This is a genomic window from Aromatoleum bremense (genome assembly GCF_017894365.1).
Taxonomy (GTDB): Bacteria; Pseudomonadota; Gammaproteobacteria; order Burkholderiales; family Rhodocyclaceae; genus Aromatoleum; species Aromatoleum bremense.
On the sequence record NZ_CP059467.1, the window covers coordinates 3053631 to 3070508 of the forward strand.

12 protein-coding genes are annotated in these 16878 nt (G+C 64.8%); 6 read left to right on the top strand and 6 right to left on the bottom strand.

Annotated elements, in window-relative coordinates; genetic code table 11:
• Nucleotides 1–106: 106 nt before the first annotated feature.
• Nucleotides 107–433, bottom strand: coding sequence for a hypothetical protein (locus pbN1_RS14320; protein WP_169202230.1), 327 nt, complete (start codon nt 431–433; stop codon nt 107–109).
• Nucleotides 434–753: 320 nt separating this feature from the next.
• Here pbN1_RS14320 and pbN1_RS14325 point away from each other — a divergent pair, with 320 nt between their 5' ends.
• A complete protein-coding gene (locus tag pbN1_RS14325; RefSeq protein ID WP_169202229.1) occupies nt 754–2976 on the top strand; it encodes a UvrD-helicase domain-containing protein in 2223 nt (740 codons plus the stop codon).
• 39 nt (nt 2977–3015) lie between these two features.
• Here the strand turns inward: pbN1_RS14325 and pbN1_RS14330 are convergent, their stop codons facing one another.
• Nucleotides 3016–3795, bottom strand: a complete 780-nt coding sequence (locus pbN1_RS14330; protein WP_169202228.1) for a ParA family protein — start codon at nt 3793–3795, stop codon at nt 3016–3018.
• Between the two features lie 387 nt (nt 3796–4182).
• Between pbN1_RS14330 and pbN1_RS14335 the strand changes: the two genes are divergently transcribed.
• The 5 genes from pbN1_RS14335 to dnaE all read left to right on the top strand — a co-directional run bounded on the left by pbN1_RS14335 (nt 4183) and on the right by dnaE (nt 11725).
• Complete coding sequence (locus tag pbN1_RS14335) at nt 4183–6486, top strand: NADP-dependent malic enzyme (protein WP_169202227.1); 2304 nt, start codon at nt 4183–4185, stop codon at nt 6484–6486.
• 82 nt (nt 6487–6568) lie between these two features.
• Nucleotides 6569–6769 carry a DUF2905 domain-containing protein gene (locus pbN1_RS14340; protein ID WP_169202226.1) on the top strand — a complete coding sequence of 67 codons (201 nt, stop codon included), beginning with the start codon at nt 6569–6571 and terminating at the stop codon, nt 6767–6769.
• A gap of 46 nt (nt 6770–6815) precedes the next feature.
• The gene (locus pbN1_RS14345) at nt 6816–7790 is read left to right on the top strand and encodes a quinone oxidoreductase family protein (protein ID WP_169202225.1); all 975 of its coding nucleotides are present in this window, start codon (nt 6816–6818) and stop codon (nt 7788–7790) included.
• Nucleotides 7787–8188: a hypothetical protein gene (locus pbN1_RS14350; protein WP_169202224.1), complete on the top strand. Its 402-nt coding sequence runs from the start codon at nt 7787–7789 to the stop codon at nt 8186–8188. The genes pbN1_RS14345 and pbN1_RS14350 overlap by 4 nt, the downstream gene beginning before the upstream one ends.
• Before the next feature lie 42 nt (nt 8189–8230).
• Complete coding sequence (gene dnaE / locus pbN1_RS14355; protein WP_169202223.1) at nt 8231–11725, top strand: DNA polymerase III subunit alpha; 3495 nt, start codon at nt 8231–8233, stop codon at nt 11723–11725.
• A 74-nt stretch (nt 11726–11799) separates the two neighbouring features.
• Here the strand turns inward: dnaE and pbN1_RS14360 are convergent, their stop codons facing one another.
• From pbN1_RS14360 to metG, 4 genes are all read right to left on the bottom strand, one after another.
• Nucleotides 11800–12399, bottom strand: coding sequence for a peroxiredoxin (locus pbN1_RS14360; RefSeq protein WP_169202222.1), 600 nt, complete (start codon nt 12397–12399; stop codon nt 11800–11802).
• 150 nt (nt 12400–12549) lie between these two features.
• The gene (locus pbN1_RS14365) at nt 12550–12837 is read right to left on the bottom strand and encodes an acylphosphatase (protein ID WP_169202221.1); all 288 of its coding nucleotides are present in this window, start codon (nt 12835–12837) and stop codon (nt 12550–12552) included.
• Entirely contained in the window at nt 12830–14518 is a 1689-nt protein-coding gene (locus tag pbN1_RS14370) for a SulP family inorganic anion transporter (RefSeq protein ID WP_169202220.1), read from the bottom strand. Before pbN1_RS14370 ends, pbN1_RS14365 begins: the two co-directional genes overlap by 8 nt.
• A 130-nt stretch (nt 14519–14648) precedes the next feature.
• Nucleotides 14649–16826, bottom strand: a complete 2178-nt coding sequence (gene metG, locus pbN1_RS14375; protein ID WP_169202219.1) for a methionine--tRNA ligase — start codon at nt 16824–16826, stop codon at nt 14649–14651.
• Nucleotides 16827–16878: the final 52 nt, after the last annotated feature.

Genomic DNA, 16878 nt, shown 5'->3' on the forward strand with positions numbered 1-16878 from the left:
AAATCCTGCAGGAAAAGCTTTCGGAACGCGGGTGCCCCGAGCCTTTCGACGGGGCGGGCGGGACGCGTCGTGGTGTTGTGCCGCCGTCCGGACCGGATCGGGGCGCTTATGCAGCCTTGCGCGCGAGGGCCGAATAACGTTGCCAGCTGGCCGAGACAGCCGACACGACGTCTTCCATCGCGGTGAGCGGCAGACGCCAGAGACGATTCTGGCTGCGGACGAACGGGGTGACGCACGGCGCGCAGAAGTGCTCCTTTTCTTCTTCGAGCAGGCGGAGGAAGGCATTGATCGCCTCGCCCCAATACTCGGCATTGCCGACCCACCCAGTCGCCGCGGTGGCCTCGCGCACCGCTTCATGCCACAGGGTGGTGGCCCGTTCGATCGGGATGCCGGCTTTGCGCGCATACCAGGGCAATAGCTTGGGTGTCTTCATGATTCGTTCTCCAGTGACCTTGTCGGCCTTGTGCGCCGGGGTAGACCTCGTAAGTCCACCGTTCGAGGCGCTGTTAATGCGCTGCAGCATATGAAATTTTCACGAATTCTGCGCCGCTCAAGCGGGGGATTCCTTGATAAAGCGCAAACAGATGCTGCGTTGCACAATTTCAAATTAAAGGATCGCCCGGGGTAAATCAACATCTTTGTTGTGCCGATGCAACAGTGCCTCTTTTTACGTTGTCGCGATTCCGATCGCGAGCGATGCCGGAGTTTCCCCGCGTCCCGGTTAAAATTGGCTGTGCCCCAAGAGAAAACCGAATGTCCGACCTGCTCGCCAACCTCAATCCCGAACAACTCCAGGCCGTTACCTTGCCGCCGCAACACGCGCTGATCCTGGCCGGCGCCGGTTCCGGCAAGACCCGCGTCCTGACGACGCGCATCGCGTGGCTCGTGCAGACCGGGCAGGTCGATCCGCAAGGTGTGCTGGCCGTCACCTTTACGAACAAGGCGGCAAAGGAACTGCTCGCACGCCTGTCCGCGATGCTGCCGCTGAGCTTCAACCGGTCGGCGCGCGGCATGTGGATCGGTACGTTCCACGGACTCTGCAACCGCCTGTTGCGCGCGCATCACCGCGACGCCGGCCTGCCACAGCTGTTCCAGATCCTCGATTCGGGCGACCAGCTTGCCGCGATCAAGCGGCTCCTGAAGGCGCTGAACGTCGACGACGAGAAATTCCCGCCGCGCGAACTGCAGCATTTCATCAATGGCCAGAAGGAAGCCGGGCTGCGTCCGCACGCCGTCGAAGCCTGGGACGATTACACCCGCCGCCGGGTCGAGCTTTACATCGAGTACGAGTCGCAGTGCCAGCGCGAGTCGGTCGTGGATTTTGCCGAGCTGCTGCTGCGCACTTACGAACTGCTGGAGCGCAATGAACCGATCCGCAAGCATTACCAGCACCGTTTCCGCCACATCCTGGTCGACGAATTCCAGGACACGAACCAGCTCCAGTACCGCTGGCTGAAGCTGCTTGCCGACCACGGTCGCGACGGAGCGGCGAAGCTGTTCTGCGTCGGCGACGATGACCAGTCGATCTACCGTTTTCGTGGCGCCGACGTCGGCAACATGCGCGATTTCGAGCGCGAGTTCCACGTCGCCAGCGTCATTCGCCTCGAGCAGAATTACCGTTCGCACGGCAACATCCTGGATGCCGCGAACGCGATCATCCGCCATAACGCCGGCCGTCTCGGCAAGAATCTGTGGACCGAACGCGGCGCCGGCGAGCCGATCCGCGTGTTCGAGGCCTGCGCCGATCTGGACGAGGCGCGCTGGATCGTCGACGAAATCCAGTCGCTGGTGCGCGACGGCATGAGCCGTTCCGGCATCGCGCTGCTGTATCGCTCGAACGCGCAGTCGCGCGTCCTGGAGCACCAGCTCTTTTCCAGCGGCATCTCGTATCGTGTCTATGGCGGCCTGCGTTTCTTCGAGCGGCAGGAAATCAAGCATGCGCTCGCCTACCTGCGCCTGATCGCGAACCCGGACGACGACACCGCGTTCAGCCGCGTCGTCAATTTTCCGACGCGCGGCATCGGCGCCCGTTCGGTCGAGGCACTGCAGGACGCGGCGCGCACCTGGAACAGCAGCCTGTACGCGGCGGTGCCGCATCTGGCGGGGAAGCCGGGCACGGTGCTGGCCCAGTTCGTGCGACTGGTCGAAGACCTGCGGCGCGACACCGCGAAGCTGCCGCTGCCGGAGCTCGTCGACCACGTGCTCGACGCGTCGGGCTTGCGCAACCATTTCCGCAACGAGAAAGAAGGCCAGGAGCGGCTCGAAAACCTCGACGAACTGATCAATGCGGCGGCGAACTTCGTGGCCGAAGCAAGCGTGCAGGCCGATGCGCAGGACATGGCGCACACGCTGCTCGCCGATTTTCTCGCGCACGCGTCGCTCGAGGCCGGCGAGCACCAGGCCGAGGCCGGCAGCGACGCGGTGCAGTTGATGACGGTGCATTCGTCGAAAGGGCTGGAGTTCGACGCGGTTTTCCTTTCGGGCCTCGAGGAAGGGCTGTTTCCGCACGAGAACAGCATTCTGGAGACGGAAGGACTGGAGGAGGAGCGCCGGTTGATGTACGTCGCGGTGACGCGGGCGCGCCAGCGGCTTTACCTGTCGTTCGCGCAGAGCCGTATGCTGCACGGGCAGACGCGCTACAACCTGCGTTCGCGCTTTCTCGAGGAAATTCCCGAGGGACTCACAAAGTGGCTGTCACCGCCGAATCCGCGTACGAGCGCGGTGCGCAGCGGGTTCGGCGGCTACTATCAGCCGTCGCGCGGCGGCGTGGTGGCGAAGGCGTCGGAACAACCGGTTTCGCGCAGCCGCGATCTGGGCGGCTTGCGTGTCGGTCAGCTGGTCACCCATGCCAAGTTCGGCCAGGGCGTGATCATCTCCGCTGAGGGCAGCGGCTCGGATGCCCGGGTCCAGATCAACTTCGGCGCCGCCGGCATCAAGTGGCTGATGCTCGCGGTTGCGAAGCTCGATCCCGCCTGACTTCGGCCGCGCGCGCTACCGGCTGGCCGACGCCCGTCGTCAGGCGCCGTATTTCCGCGCCAGCGAGTCGTGCAGCGCGACGTACTCTTGCGCGAGCTTGTGCTTCGCGTCGAGATGGATCATCGGCCGCGATTGCTCATGGGATTCCTTGATCTTTACCGAGGCGGACAAATAGGGCGTCAGCACCGGCAGGCCTTCGTCGATCAGTTCCTGCACGACTTTCTGCGGCAGTGCGGCGCGTGCCTGGAACTGGTTGACGACGATCCCTTCGACCTGCAGGTCGCGATTGTGGTCGCTGCGGATTTCCTGCACGTTTTCCAGCAGCGAGTACAGCGCGCGGCGGGAAAACTCGTCGCAGTCGAACGGGATCAGGCAGCCGTGCGCGGCGATCAGCGCCGAGCGGGTATAGAAATTGAGCGCCGGCGGCGTGTCGATGTAGATGCAGTCGTAGCGGCCGGCCAGCTCCTCGAGCGCATCGCGCAGCTTGTAGATCTTGTAGCGCGACTCGAGCTTGCTCTGCAGGTCTTCGAGTCCCGGGTGCGAGGGCATCACGTCGAGCCCCTCGAAGGGGCTCGCGACGACGAACTCGGCCGTCTTCTTCGGGTTCAGCTTGAAGTTGAGCGTCTGGTCGAAGAAATTCGCCAGCGTCGTGTCGAACTCCCCGCCCGACCGGCCGAGCAGATATTGGGTCGAGTTGCCCTGCGGGTCGAGGTCGACGACCAGCGTTCGCCTGCCCCGGTGGGCGCTGATCGCCGCGAGGTTGCAGGTAATGGTCGACTTGCCGACTCCGCCTTTCTGATTGAACACTACGCGTCGCATCTTGGCTTTCCTGGTTGGGCTGCCACGCGATTGTGCCAAAAAATGTCCACGGGCAGTGCCGATGTGCGCCGACGCCGCGCAGGGACAGAAGATGGCGCGCGCCGCCATGCCGGCTTACCCTGACATCCCTCTGCCCAAGGCTGGGCGGCTGCGCTAAACTTTCACCTCGTCAAAGGTGGCGTCAGCGGCTGTCGCATGAAGCCGCCGTCATGCGGGCCGCCGAGCCCGATCCGCTGCGATGCCCGGTTCAATGCCGGCCATTCGATCAGAACAAGCCACATCGCTGCGGACATTCCTCATTGGTTGGCGAGGCGCCGGTGCGAGCGCAGAGTTTTTTCCCGCACATTCATGAACAAAGACAACCCACTTAGCACGAGAGGGAGCGCAATGGATCAGGATTTCATCACCGCGGCACTGGATTATCATCGTTCGCCGACCCACGGGAAAATTTCGGTTGTTCCCACCAAGAGTCTGACGAACCAGCGCGACCTCGCGCTCGCCTACTCGCCGGGCGTGGCCGCGGCGTGCGACGCGATCGTCGCGGACCCGGGACAGGCGCGCGAACTGACGTCGCGCGGCAATCTCGTCGCCGTCGTCACGAACGGCACCGCGGTGCTCGGCCTGGGCAACATCGGCCCGCTCGCCTCGAAACCGGTCATGGAAGGCAAGGGCTGCCTGTTCAAGAAATTCGCGAACATCGACGTGTTCGACATCGAACTCGCCGAGCGGGACCCGGACAAGCTGATCGAGATCATCGCCTCCCTCGAGCCGACACTCGGCGGCGTCAACCTCGAGGACATCAAGGCGCCCGAGTGTTTCTACATCGAGCAGAAACTGCGCGAGCGGATGAACATTCCGGTCTTTCATGACGACCAGCACGGCACCGCGATCATTTCGTCGGCAGGGCTGATCAACGGTCTCAAGATCGTCGGCAAGGACATCGGCGAAGTGAAGCTGGTGTGCTCGGGCGCGGGCGCCGCGGCGATCGCGTGCCTCGACCTGATGGTCGGGCTCGGGGTGAAGCGCGAGAACGTGTTCGTCTGCGACTCCAAAGGCGTGATCCGCGTCGGCCGTGACGAGAACATGGAACCGAACAAGGCCCGCTACGCGCAGAGTACCGACGCGACGACGCTTGGCGAGGTCATCGACGGCGCCGACGTGTTCCTCGGCCTGTCGACCGCGGGCGTGCTGAAGCCCGAGATGGTCAAACGGATGGCGGACAAGCCGCTGATCTTCGCGCTCGCGAACCCGAATCCGGAAATCCTGCCCGAAGTGGCGAAGGAAGCGCGTCCGGACTGCATCATCGCCACCGGCCGGTCCGATTATCCGAACCAGGTCAACAACGTGCTGTGCTTTCCGTTCATCTTCCGCGGCGCGCTCGACGCCGGCGCGACGAAGATCACCGAGGCAATGAAGCTCGCGTGCGTGAAGGCGATCGCGGAACTCGCCCGCGCCGAGCAAAGTGACATCGTCGCCGCGGCCTACGGCAACGCCGACCTGCATTTCGGCCCGGATTACATCATTCCCAGTCCGTTCGACCCGCGCCTGATCGTCAAGATCGCCCCCGCGGTCGCAAAGGCGGCGATGGAGTCGGGCGTCGCGACGAGGCCGATCGAGGATCTCGCAGCCTATGCGGCGAGCCTGTCGGATTTCGTCTATCAGTCGGGCATCGTCATGAAACCGGTGTTCTCCGCGGCGAAGCGGATCCCGGCCGAATTCAAGCGCGTGCTGTACGCCGAAGGCGAGGACGAACGCGTGCTGCATGCCGCCCGCGTCGTCATCGACGAGGAACTCGCGCGGCCGATCCTGATCGGCAGGCCGAGCGTGATCGAGATGCGCATCCAGAAGATCGGCCTGAACCTCGTGCCCGGGCGCGACTTCGACATCATCAATCCCGAGTCCGACCCGCGTTATCGCGAGCTGTGGCAGGAATACCACCGCATGATGTGCCGCGACGGCGTGACCCCCGAGCTGGCGAAGGCGAAGATGCGCCGCGACACGACGCTGATCGGCTGCATGGTGCTGCGGCGCGGCGACGCCGACGCGCTGGTGTGCGGTACCTTCGGCTCTTACGACTACCACTTCAAGACCGTCGAGGACGTCATCGGGTTGAAGAAGGGCTCGAAACTGTTCGCGGCGATGAGCCTGCTGCTGCTGCCCAAGCGCATGCTCGCGATCACCGATCCGTACGTGAACGAGAATCCGAGCGCCGAGGAAGTCGCTGAAATCGCCCGGATGGCCGCCGAAGAGCTGCGCCGTTTCGGCGTCGAGCCGCGCGTCGCGCTGCTGTCGCATTCGAACTTCGGCAGCTCGCGTTCGACCTCCGCGCGCAAGATGCGCGAGGCGTCCGAGATCCTCCGCCGCATCGCTCCGGGTCTCGAATGCGACGGCGAGATGCACGGCGATTCGGCGCTGTCGCCGGATATCCGCAAGAAGTCGAACCCGGACTCCATGCTCACCGGCGAAGCCAACCTCGTCGTGATGCCGAACCTCGACGCGGCGAACATCTCGTTCAACCTGATGAAGATCGCGAACGGCGACGGTGTTTCGGTCGGTCCGATGCTGCTTGGCGCGGCGTTGCCGGTGCATATCCTGACGCCGTCGGCGACCGTGCGCCGGCTCGTGAACATCACCGCCGTGTCGGTGGTCGACGCTTTCGAGCAGCGCATGCAGGCGGGCACCGCAGTCTGACGCCCCCGGGACGCGCCGGCGCACCCGTGTCTGCGGGTTCGCCGGCGCGCGGGCGGTCTCGCTGAATTCGACGAGGCTGACCGTGCAGCGCCTACTGATCATCTTCGGCGTCGTTCTGATCGGGGCCGGTCTTGTATGGCCGTGGCTCGCGAAGCTGCCGCTCGGGCGTCTGCCCGGCGACATCCATATCCAGCGCGACGGCTTCGATTTCTATTTCCCGATCACCTCCGGCCTGCTGGTCTCGGCCGTCGTCAGCCTGCTGATCTGGCTCTTCCGGCGCTGACAGCGATTACAATCCCGCTGGCAAACATCGGAACGAGGAGAGACAGATGCCGCAGGCGATTCGCTTTCACCAGGTCGGCGGCCCCGAGGTCCTGCAATGGGAGGCCATCGATGTTCCGTCGCCCGCGCAGGGCGAGGCGCGCGTGCGGCAGCATGCCGTCGGGCTCAACTACATCGACACGTACCATCGCACCGGGCTGTATCCGGCGCCGTTGCCGTCCGGCATCGGTCTCGAGGCTGCCGGGGTCGTGGAGGCGGTCGGCGAGGGGGTGGACGATCTCGCACCGGGCGACCGTGTCGCCTATGCCGGAGGCCCGCTCGGCGCCTATGCGGAACTGCGCAACATGCCCGCCGACCGGCTCGTGAAGCTTCCCGACCCGGTCTCGTTCGAGCAGGGCGCGGCGATGCTGCTGCAGGGGCTGACTGCGCAGTATCTGCTGCGTCGCACCTATCACGTGCAGCCTGGCGACACGATCCTCATCCACGCCGCCGCGGGCGGGGTCGGGCTGATCGTGTGCCAGTGGGCGAAGGCGCTCGGCGCGACCGTCATCGGAACCGTGGGTTCGGACGAGAAGGCTGAACTCGCCCGTGCCCACGGTTGCGACCATCCGATCGTCTATACGCGCGAGAATTTCGCCGAGCGGGTCAGGGAGATCACCGGCGGAGAGGGCTTGCCAGTCGTCTATGACTCGATCGGCAAGGATACTTTCATGGAGTCGCTGGACTGCCTGCGGCCGCTCGGCATGATGGTGCTGTTCGGTGCCGCTTCGGGGCCGGTGCCGCCGTTCGATCTCGGCCTGCTCGCGAAGATGGGGTCGCTGTTCATCACGCGCCCGACTCTGTTTACCTATTCGGCCAAGCGGCCGGATCTGCTCGCGATGGCGGCCGATCTCTTCGATGTCGTCACCTCGGGCAAGGTGCGGATCGAGGTCAACCAGCGTTTTGCGCTGAAGGACGCTTCGCAGGCGCACCGTGAGCTCGAGGCCCGCCGCACTACCGGTTCGTCGATCCTGCTGCCGTGAGTGCGCGCCGCGAAGGTGCATCGCCGGGAAGCCTGCTGGCGCTGTTCCTGATACTGGTCTTTCCGGCCGCGCCGCTCGTGCCGCAGGCGCTGGCGCAACCGGCGGGCCAGAGCGCGATGAGCCCGGCCGCGACGGCGTTCCTCGCGGCGACCAGCCGGCGCATCGAGGACCACTTCGTCAGCGAAGTCGTGCGAATCACCGGCGCCACCCCGGCACAGGTGCGCAGGGCGATGCCCGACGAACGCCGCATCACGTCGACGGCCTCGCGACTCATCTCCGCGCTCGAAGCGGAACTCGGCGCTCCGTTGCCACCCGGGCAGCAGCAGGCGATTCTCGAGGCCGACCACGCGCGCAAGCAGTCGCTGGCACAGGCCCGCGAAGCCGCACGGCAGCGTTGAGCGATCACGTGAGGTGGCGGGGCATCGGGTAAAATTCCGCCCATGACTGCCCCACACGAACCCCGTTTCATCCATCTGCGGCTGCACTCCGAATATTCGATCTCCGACGGCATCGTCCAGATCGACCAGGCGATCGCCCGCGCCGCCGCCGATGCCATGCCGGCCCTCGGCATTTCCGACCTGGCCAACCTCTTCGGCATGGTCAAGTTCTACAAGGGCGCCCGCGGCAAGGGCATGAAGCCGGTCGTCGGCGTCGACACCTGGATCACCAACGACGCGGACCGCGACAAACCCTTCCGCGCCCTGCTGATCTGCAGGAACCGCAAGGGTTACGGGCAGTTGTGCGAGTTGCTGACGCGTGCCTATCTCGACAACAAGTACCGCAGCCGCGCCGAGATGCGCCGGCAGTGGTTCGCCGACGGCGCCGCGTCGGATCTGCTCTGCCTGTCGGGCGCGATGGGCGGGGACATCGGCCAGGCGCTGGTGAATGGCAATCCGGACGTCGCGGAGCGACTCGCAGCCGAGTGGATGCAGCTGTTTCCCGACGCGTTCTACATCGAGCTGCAGCGCGCCGGCCATCCCGGCACCGAAGCTTATATCCGCCAGGCCGTGCAGCTGGCGGGCAAGCTGGGGCTGCCGGTCGTCGCGACACACCCCGTGCAGTTCCTCAAGCCCGAGGACTTCAAGGCGCACGAGGCGCGCGTGTGCATCGCGCAGGGCTACGTGCTTGCCGACAAGCGCCGGCCGCGCGACTTCACCGAGGAGCAGTACTTCAAGAGCCAGGACGAGATGTGCGGGTTGTTCGCCGACATCCCGGAGGCGCTCGAAAATTCCGTCGAAATCGCCCGGCGATGTTCGCTGACGGTGCAGCTCGGCAAGAACTTCCTGCCGCAGTTCCCGACGCCGGAAGGCATGACGCTCGACGACTTCCTCGTGGCCGAAGCGAAGGCCGGGCTCGAAGTGCGGCTCGCGGAGCTCTACCCGGATGAGGCGGAGCGCGAGCGCCAGCGCCCGACCTATGAGGACCGGCTCAAGTTCGAGACCGACACGATCGTCCAGATGGGCTTTCCCGGCTACTTCCTGATCGTCGCCGACTTCATCAACTGGGCGAAGGAAAACGGCGTGCCGGTCGGGCCGGGGCGCGGTTCCGGCGCCGGTTCGCTCGTCGCATACAGCCTGCGCATCACCGACCTCGACCCGCTCGCGTACGCGCTGCTGTTCGAGCGCTTCCTGAACCCGGAACGGGTGTCGATGCCCGACTTCGACATCGACTTCTGCCAGGACAACCGCTACCGCGTCATCGAGTACGTGCGCAGCCGCTACGGCAAGGAGGCGGTCAGCCAGATCGCGACCTTCGGCACGATGGCGTCGAAAGCGGTCGTGCGCGACGTCGGTCGCGTGCTCGACCTGCCGTACGGGCTGTGCGATCGCCTGTCGAAGCTGATTCCGATCGAAGGCGCGAAGCCCGTCTCGCTCGCCAAGGCCTACGAGATGGAGTCGCAGATCGGCGAGATGATGAAGGACGGCAACGACGGCGAGTCGGTACAGGAGCTGTGGAGCCTCGCCGAACCGCTCGAAGGTTTGAGCCGCAACGTCGGCATGCACGCCGGCGGCGTGCTGATCGCGCCGGGCAAACTCACCGACTTCTGCCCGCTCTACATCGCCGACGGCGACGACGCGACGCCAGTGTCGCAGTTCGACAAGGACGACGTCGAGGCGGTGGGCCTCGTGAAGTTCGATTTCCTCGGCCTGCGCAACCTCACGATCATCGAGCTCGCCGTCGAGTACGTCGAACGCCTCACCGGCGAAAAACCCGATCTCGCCGCGCTGCCGTTCACCGACCCGGCCGCCTACCAGATCCTCAAGGACGCGAACACCACCGCGATCTTCCAGGTGGAATCGGAGGGCATGAAGAAGCTGCTGAAAAAGCTCGCCCCTGACCGCTTCGAGGACATCATCGCGGTGCTCGCGCTGTACCGCCCGGGGCCGCTGGGCTCGGGGATGGTCGATGACTTCATCCTGCGCAAGAAAGGCCAGCAGGAGATCGACTACTTCCATCCGGATCTGAAGCCCTGCCTCGAGCCGACGTATGGCGTGATCGTGTATCAGGAACAGGTGATGCAGATCTCGCAGATCATCGGCGGCTACACGCTCGGCGGCGCCGACATGCTGCGCCGCGCGATGGGCAAGAAGAAGGCCGAGGAAATGGCGCTGCACCGCGAGACGATCGCCGCCGGTGCGAAGCAGAAGGGCTACGACCCGGCGCTTGCCGAGCAGCTCTTCGACCTGATGACGAAGTTCGCGGAGTACGGCTTCAATAAGTCGCACACCGCGGCCTACGCGGTCGTCACATATCACACCGCGTGGCTGAAGGCGCACCATTGCGCGGCCTTCATGGCGGCCACGATGTCGGCTGATCTCGACAACACCGACACGATCAGGATCTTCTTCGAGGATGCCGTCGCGAACGGCGTGACGATCCTGCCGCCGGACGTCAACGCCTCCGACTTCCGCTTCGTGCCGACCGACCGCAAGACGATCCGCTACGGCCTCGGCGCCGTGAAAGGGGCGGGGGAGCCTGCGGTTCGCGCGATCCTCGCGGCACGGGAGGCCGGCGGACCGTTCCGCGACCTGTTCGATTTCTGCGCGCGGGTCGATCGGCGCGCGGTCAACCGTCGCGTCATCGAGGCGCTGATCCGTGCCGGCGCGTTCGACCTCATCGAGCCGAGCGGCAGCGCCGACCGCGCGCGCCTGCTCGCGACCGTGAGCCTGGCGATGGAGGCGGCCGAGCAGGCGGCGGCGAATGCGCTGCAAGGGGGGCTTTTCGACCTGATCCCGGAAGCGGCCGGGGCACCGCCGGAGTACGTCCGCGCGCGCCCGTGGACGGAACGCGAGCGGCTCAAGGAAGAGAAGCTCGCGATCGGCTTCTTCCTCTCCGGCCATCCGTTCAACAGTTTCCGCAAGGAGGTGCGCCGCTTTGTCCGTCGGCCGCTCGCCGAGCTCGAACCTTCGCGGGATCTGCTGATGCTCGCCGGCGTCGTCATGGACGTGCGCACGAAGATGACCGGCCGCGGCAAGATGGCTTTCGTCGTGCTCGACGACGGCAGCCAGGTGCGCGAAGTGTCGGTGTTCTCGGAACTGTTCGACTCGCAGCGCAGCAAGATCGTCACGGACGAAGTGCTGGTGGTCGAAGGCAAGGTGAGCAACGACGACTTTACCGGCGGGCTGCGCATCGTCGCCGACAAGCTGATGACGCTCGGCGAAGCGCGCTCCCGGTTTGCCCGCGCGCTGCAGCTGACGGTCAACGGTGAAGTGAAGGCTGCGGGCGGTGCGAGCGCCGCGGCCGAGCGTCTGCAAAGCCTGCTGGCGCCGTTCCGCGAAGGAGGCTGCCCGGTCCGGCTGCGTTACCGCAACGAGGTGGCCGAAGCGGACCTGCCTTTCGGCGAGGGCTGGCGCGTGCGTCTTGACGACGCGCTGCTCGACGGCCTGCGCCAGTGGCTGCCGGCGGACGCGGTCGAAGTGATCTATCCGAACTGAGCTTCGTCACCCCCGGAAGCAAAAACGGCCGCGGCCCTTTCCGGGACGCGGCCGTTTTTATCCTGCAAGCCGGATCAGAGCGCTTCGGCGTGCTGCGCGAGGTAGTCCGCAACGCCGCTGGGGTCGGCCTTCATGCCGGCCTTGCCCTTGTTCCAGCCAGCCGGGCAGACCTCGCCGTGCTCTTCAGTAAATTGCAGCGCGTCGACCATGCGCAGCATCTCGTCGATGTTGCGGCCCAGCGGCAGGTCATTGACGACCTGGTGACGCACGACGCCGGCCTTGTCGATCAGGAAGGAGCCGCGGAACGCGACGCCGCCTTCGGATTCGACGTCGTACGCGCGGCAGATCTCGTGCTTGATGTCGGCCACCATCGGATATTGCACCTGTCCGATACCGCCGCTGTTCACCGGTGTGTTCTTCCAGGCGAGGTGCGTGAACTGGCTGTCGATCGACACGCCCAGCACTTCGACGCCGCGCTTCTTGAATTCATCCAGGCGGTGATTGAACGCAATCAGCTCGGACGGGCAGACGAAAGTGAAATCGAGCGGGTAGAAGAACAGGACCGCGTACTTGCCCTTCGTGAATTGCGAGAAGGTGATGTCCTTGATTTCATTGTTGCCGAGCACCGCCGTCGCGGTGAAATCGGGGGCTTGCTTGCCTACGAGGACTGCCATGGTTGATCTCTCCTCTTTGGTTTGAACGGGGTGTATGCATCTTGGGCCACGCTATCCGGGGCGTCAAATTGCAATTGCAATGGTGGGTTGATAGCGCCTCTCTATCGAGAGGCTTCGTTCTGCATCGGTCGTGGGAATCCGGTCGCGCCACTATGCCGTGGGACGGACCGAAAACGCCCCGGGTTCCGGCCACTCCGCCGCGGCAACGACGACATCCTGCACGTGGGCGGCGGGTGGGCCCCGCCGTGCCCATGCGATGAAATGTTCGACTGCGGTCTCGGGACCAGCGACCAGCGCCTCGACCGAGCCATCCGGCCGGTTGCGCACCCACCCCCGCAGCCCGAGGCGCGACCCTTCGGCCTGTGCGCTCGCGCGGTAGCACACGCCCTGCACGCGACCGCGGATCATCAGATGACGTGAAACGGGCGCGTCAGGCATACGACAGCTCCGGGTCATGCCCGCGCAACCGCTGGGCACGGATCAACGCTTCAGTCATGTTGGCTGCGATGTTGTCGTCGCCGAGGCTCGCCTGGAATCCCGAACGGAACACGAGCGATGCCGGCTGGTTGTTCAGGTCGCACAGGACCAGCTGCGCGCCGCGTTTCTGCAGCGTCCGATGCAGGGTCTGGAGCGCGTCGAGGCCGGTGGTGTCGATGTTGATCACCTTTTCGAGGTCGAGGATCACGACGTCCGGATGGCCATCCTGCATCAACAGCAGGTCTTCGAGTTTGTTCGCGGCGCCGAAGAACAGACTGCCGAATACCCGGTAGGCGAGGATCCGCGGCGTGCCATCGCTCCGCGACAGGGCTTCGACGCCGTAATAGTCTTCAAGCGGGACCCGTTCGATGCGGGTGAGGTCCGACATCCGGTAAATAAAAAACAGACTCGCGAGCAACATGCCGAGTTCCACAGCGAGCGTGAGATCGAACACTACCGTGACGAAGAAAGTGCCGAGCAGGATCATGCGGTATTGGTTCGAATAGCGCGCCAGCTCCTTCCAGGCGAAGGCGTGCCATTCGCCCATGTTGACCGACACCACGACGACGATCGCCGACAGCGCGGCGAGCGGGATGTGGCTCGCGAGCGGCGCCAGCGCGAGCACGACGGCAAGCAGCACCAACGCGTGGACCATCCCGGCGACCGGCGTATGCCCGCCCGAGCGCACGTTGGTCGCGGTGCGGGCAATCGCGCCGGTGGCCGCGAAGCCACCGAACAGTGGCGCGACGACATTCGCGACGCCCTGCGCGATGAGTTCCTGGTTGGGATCGTGACGGTCGTCGATCAGGTTGTCGGCGACGCGTGCCGAGAGCAGCGATTCGATCGCCCCGAGCAGCGCGATCGTCAGGGCCGGCACGATCAGCTTGCCAAGCGTGCCGAGCGACAGCGCAGGCAGGCCGATGTCCGGCAGCTCCTGGGGAATGCCGCCGAAGCGGCTGCCGATGGTGTCGATCGGCAAGTGGATCAGCGCATTGACCGCCGTGGCGATCAGCAGCACTGCGAGCGGTCCGGGCAGGCGGCGCATCCATGCTATCCGCGTCGCCGTGCGGTTCCACGCGATCAGCACCGCGAGCGACGCGATCGATGTGGCCACGGTCGGGAAATCGATCGTGTGCATCGCCGCCAGCAAGGTTTCCATCTTGCCGAAGAACTCTCCCGGCATCTTCTCGATGTCGAGCCCGAGGAAGTCCTTGATCTGCGAAATGAAGATCACCACGGCGATGCCGTTTGTGAATCCGATGACCACTGACACCGGGATGAAGCGGATCATGCTGCCGAGCCTGAAGGCACCCATGCCGAGCAGCATCACGCCCGACATCATCGTGGCGATCAGCAGGTTCTGCACGCCGAAGTCGGCGACGATTGCGTAGATGATCGGGATGAAGGCGCCGGTCGGGCCGCCGATCTGCACTTTCGAGCCGCCGAGGGCGGAGATCAGGAAGCCGGCGACAATCGCCGTCCACACGCCGGCGGTCGGACTCATGCCGCTGGCGATCGCGAATGCCATCGCCAGCGGCAGCGCGAGCACGCCGACGGTGACGCCGGCGGAAAAGTCGTTGATGAATGTTGCCCGGCCGTAGCTGGGCAGGGTGTCAAGCAGTTTCGGGCGAAACTTGATCATGAAGCCTCCTGAATTCCTCGCTGTGTTGCCTACCCCGGGTGCTGCAACGCTGCAGCGGCCCGGGGCCGGTTCGATGCTGCACGAACCAGCGTTTCGAGGGAGTCAGGGGCATGTCCGGTCTATGCTGTAATCATTTCACCCGCATGCCGGGGGCGGCGCCCGTGTCCGGCGACAGGATGTAGATCCCTGCGCCCTTGTCGTCCGCGTCGGAGGCGGCGAGCACCATGCCCTCGCTGACGCCGAACTTCATCTTGCGCGGGGCAAGGTTGGCGACCATCACCGTGAGTCGCCCGACGAGCGCCGCCGGGTCGTACGCCGACTTGATGCCGGCAAACACCTGGCGCGGCTTCGCCTGGCCATTTTCAGTCTCGCCGATGTCGAGCTGCAGGCGGATCAGCTTGTCGGCGCCTTCGACGTGTTCCGCGCCGACGATGCGGGCGATGCGCAGATCCACCTTCGTGAAATCGTCGATCGAGATGTGCGGCATCGCCGTCTCCGCGGACTGGGCTTCGTGTTGCTGCTTTTCCGCGTGGCGTTGCTGCGACGAGGCGACTTTTGCGGCCGGGGCTGCCGGCGCGAGCGATTCGCGGTTCGCGTCGAGCAGGGCGTCGATCTGCTTGCGCTCGACGCGCGTCATCAGGTGCGCATAGGGGTTGATGGTGTGGCCTGCGGGCAACAAAGGTTGAGAGCTATCGAGCACGCTCCAAGTGATCGGGGAGATATTGAGGAATGCCTCGACGGTTTCTGCGAGTTTTGGCAACACCGGTTTGAGGAGGCCTGTGAGCTTGGCGAACATCCTCAAAGCGGTGGAGCAGACTATGTGAAGCCGCTTCAACTGATCTTCTCCCTCCTGCTTTGCCAGTTCCCAAGGTTTGTTGTCGTTGACATAGCCATTTGCAAGATCGGCGAGCCGCATGATTTCGCGCAGCGCACGGCCGTAATCCCTCTGTTCGTATGCTTCTGCGATATCGTCCGATCTCCACCCCATGAGGTAAGCCGCGTCCCGCGCATCAGTGAGGTCGCTCGCGCCGAGCTTGCCGTCGAAGCGCTTGGCGATGAAGCCCGCGCAGCGGCTGGCGATGTTGACGTACTTGCCGACGAGGTCCGAATTCACTTTTGCGACCATGTCGTCGAGGCTGAGATCGACGTCTTCCATCGTGCCGTTCGACTTGGTCGCGAAGTAATAACGCAGCCATTCCGGATTGAGGCCCTGCGAGACGTAGGAGCGCGCCGTGATGAACGTGCCGCGGCTCTTGCTCATCTTCGCGCCGTCGACCGTCAGGAAGCCATTGACGCACAACTGTGTGGGCGTGCGGTAGCCGGCGAACCGGAGCATCGCCGGCCAGAAGAGGGCGTGGAAGTAGAGGATGTCCTTGCCGATGAAGTGCACCATCTCGGTGCCGGCCGTTTCGGCGCGGACGGCGTCGGTGAAGTCGTCGACGGCGATGTCGCCCCGCCGTTCGGCAAGGTTGCGGAAGCTCGCGAGGTAGCCGATCGGGGCGTCGAGCCAGACGTAGAAATACTTTCCGGGTGCGCCGGGAATCTCGAAACCGAAATACGGAGCGTCGCGCGAAATGTCCCAGTCCGACAGTGTGTTCCCGCCTTCGCCGACGGTTTCGTCGCCGAGCCATTCCTTCATCTTGTTCGCCGCTTCGGCCTGCAGGCGGCGGGTGCCGGCGGCATTTGTGCCGCGCGTCCAGTCACGCAGGAAAGCCACCGCACGCGGATCCGACAGGCGGAAGAAATAGTGTTCCGACGTCTTCAGCACGGGCTTCGCCCCGGAAACCGCCGAGTGCGGGTTCTTGAGTTCCGTCGGCGCGTAGGCCGCGCCGCAGACCTCGCAGTTGTCACCGTACTGGTCGGCCGCGCCGCACTTCGGGCATTCGCCCTTGATGAAGCGGTCCGGCAGGAACATCTCCTTGACCGGATCGTAGAACTGCTCGATCGCGCGGGTATCGATCAACTCGGCGGCCTTGAGCTTCGTGTAGACGTCTTCCGCGTAGGCCCGGTTTTCGACGCTGTGGGTGCTGTGGTAGTTGTCGAATGCGACGCCGAAGTCGGTGAAGTCACGCAGATGTTCGCCGTGCACGCGGGCGATCAGCGCTTCGGGCGTGATGCCTTCCTTCTCGGCGCGCAGCATGACCGGCGTGCCGTGCGTGTCGTCCGCGCAGACGTAATGCACCGTGTTGCCGCGCATGCGCTGGTAGCGCACCCAGATGTCGCCCTGGATGTAGCCGACGAGATGGCCGAGGTGAATGTCGCCGTTAGCGTAGGGCAGGGCGTTGGTAACCAATATCTTGCGCGGCATGATGGGCGGAAATGGAAAAAGAAAGAGTGTAACAAAGGCGTCGCCGTTGTCC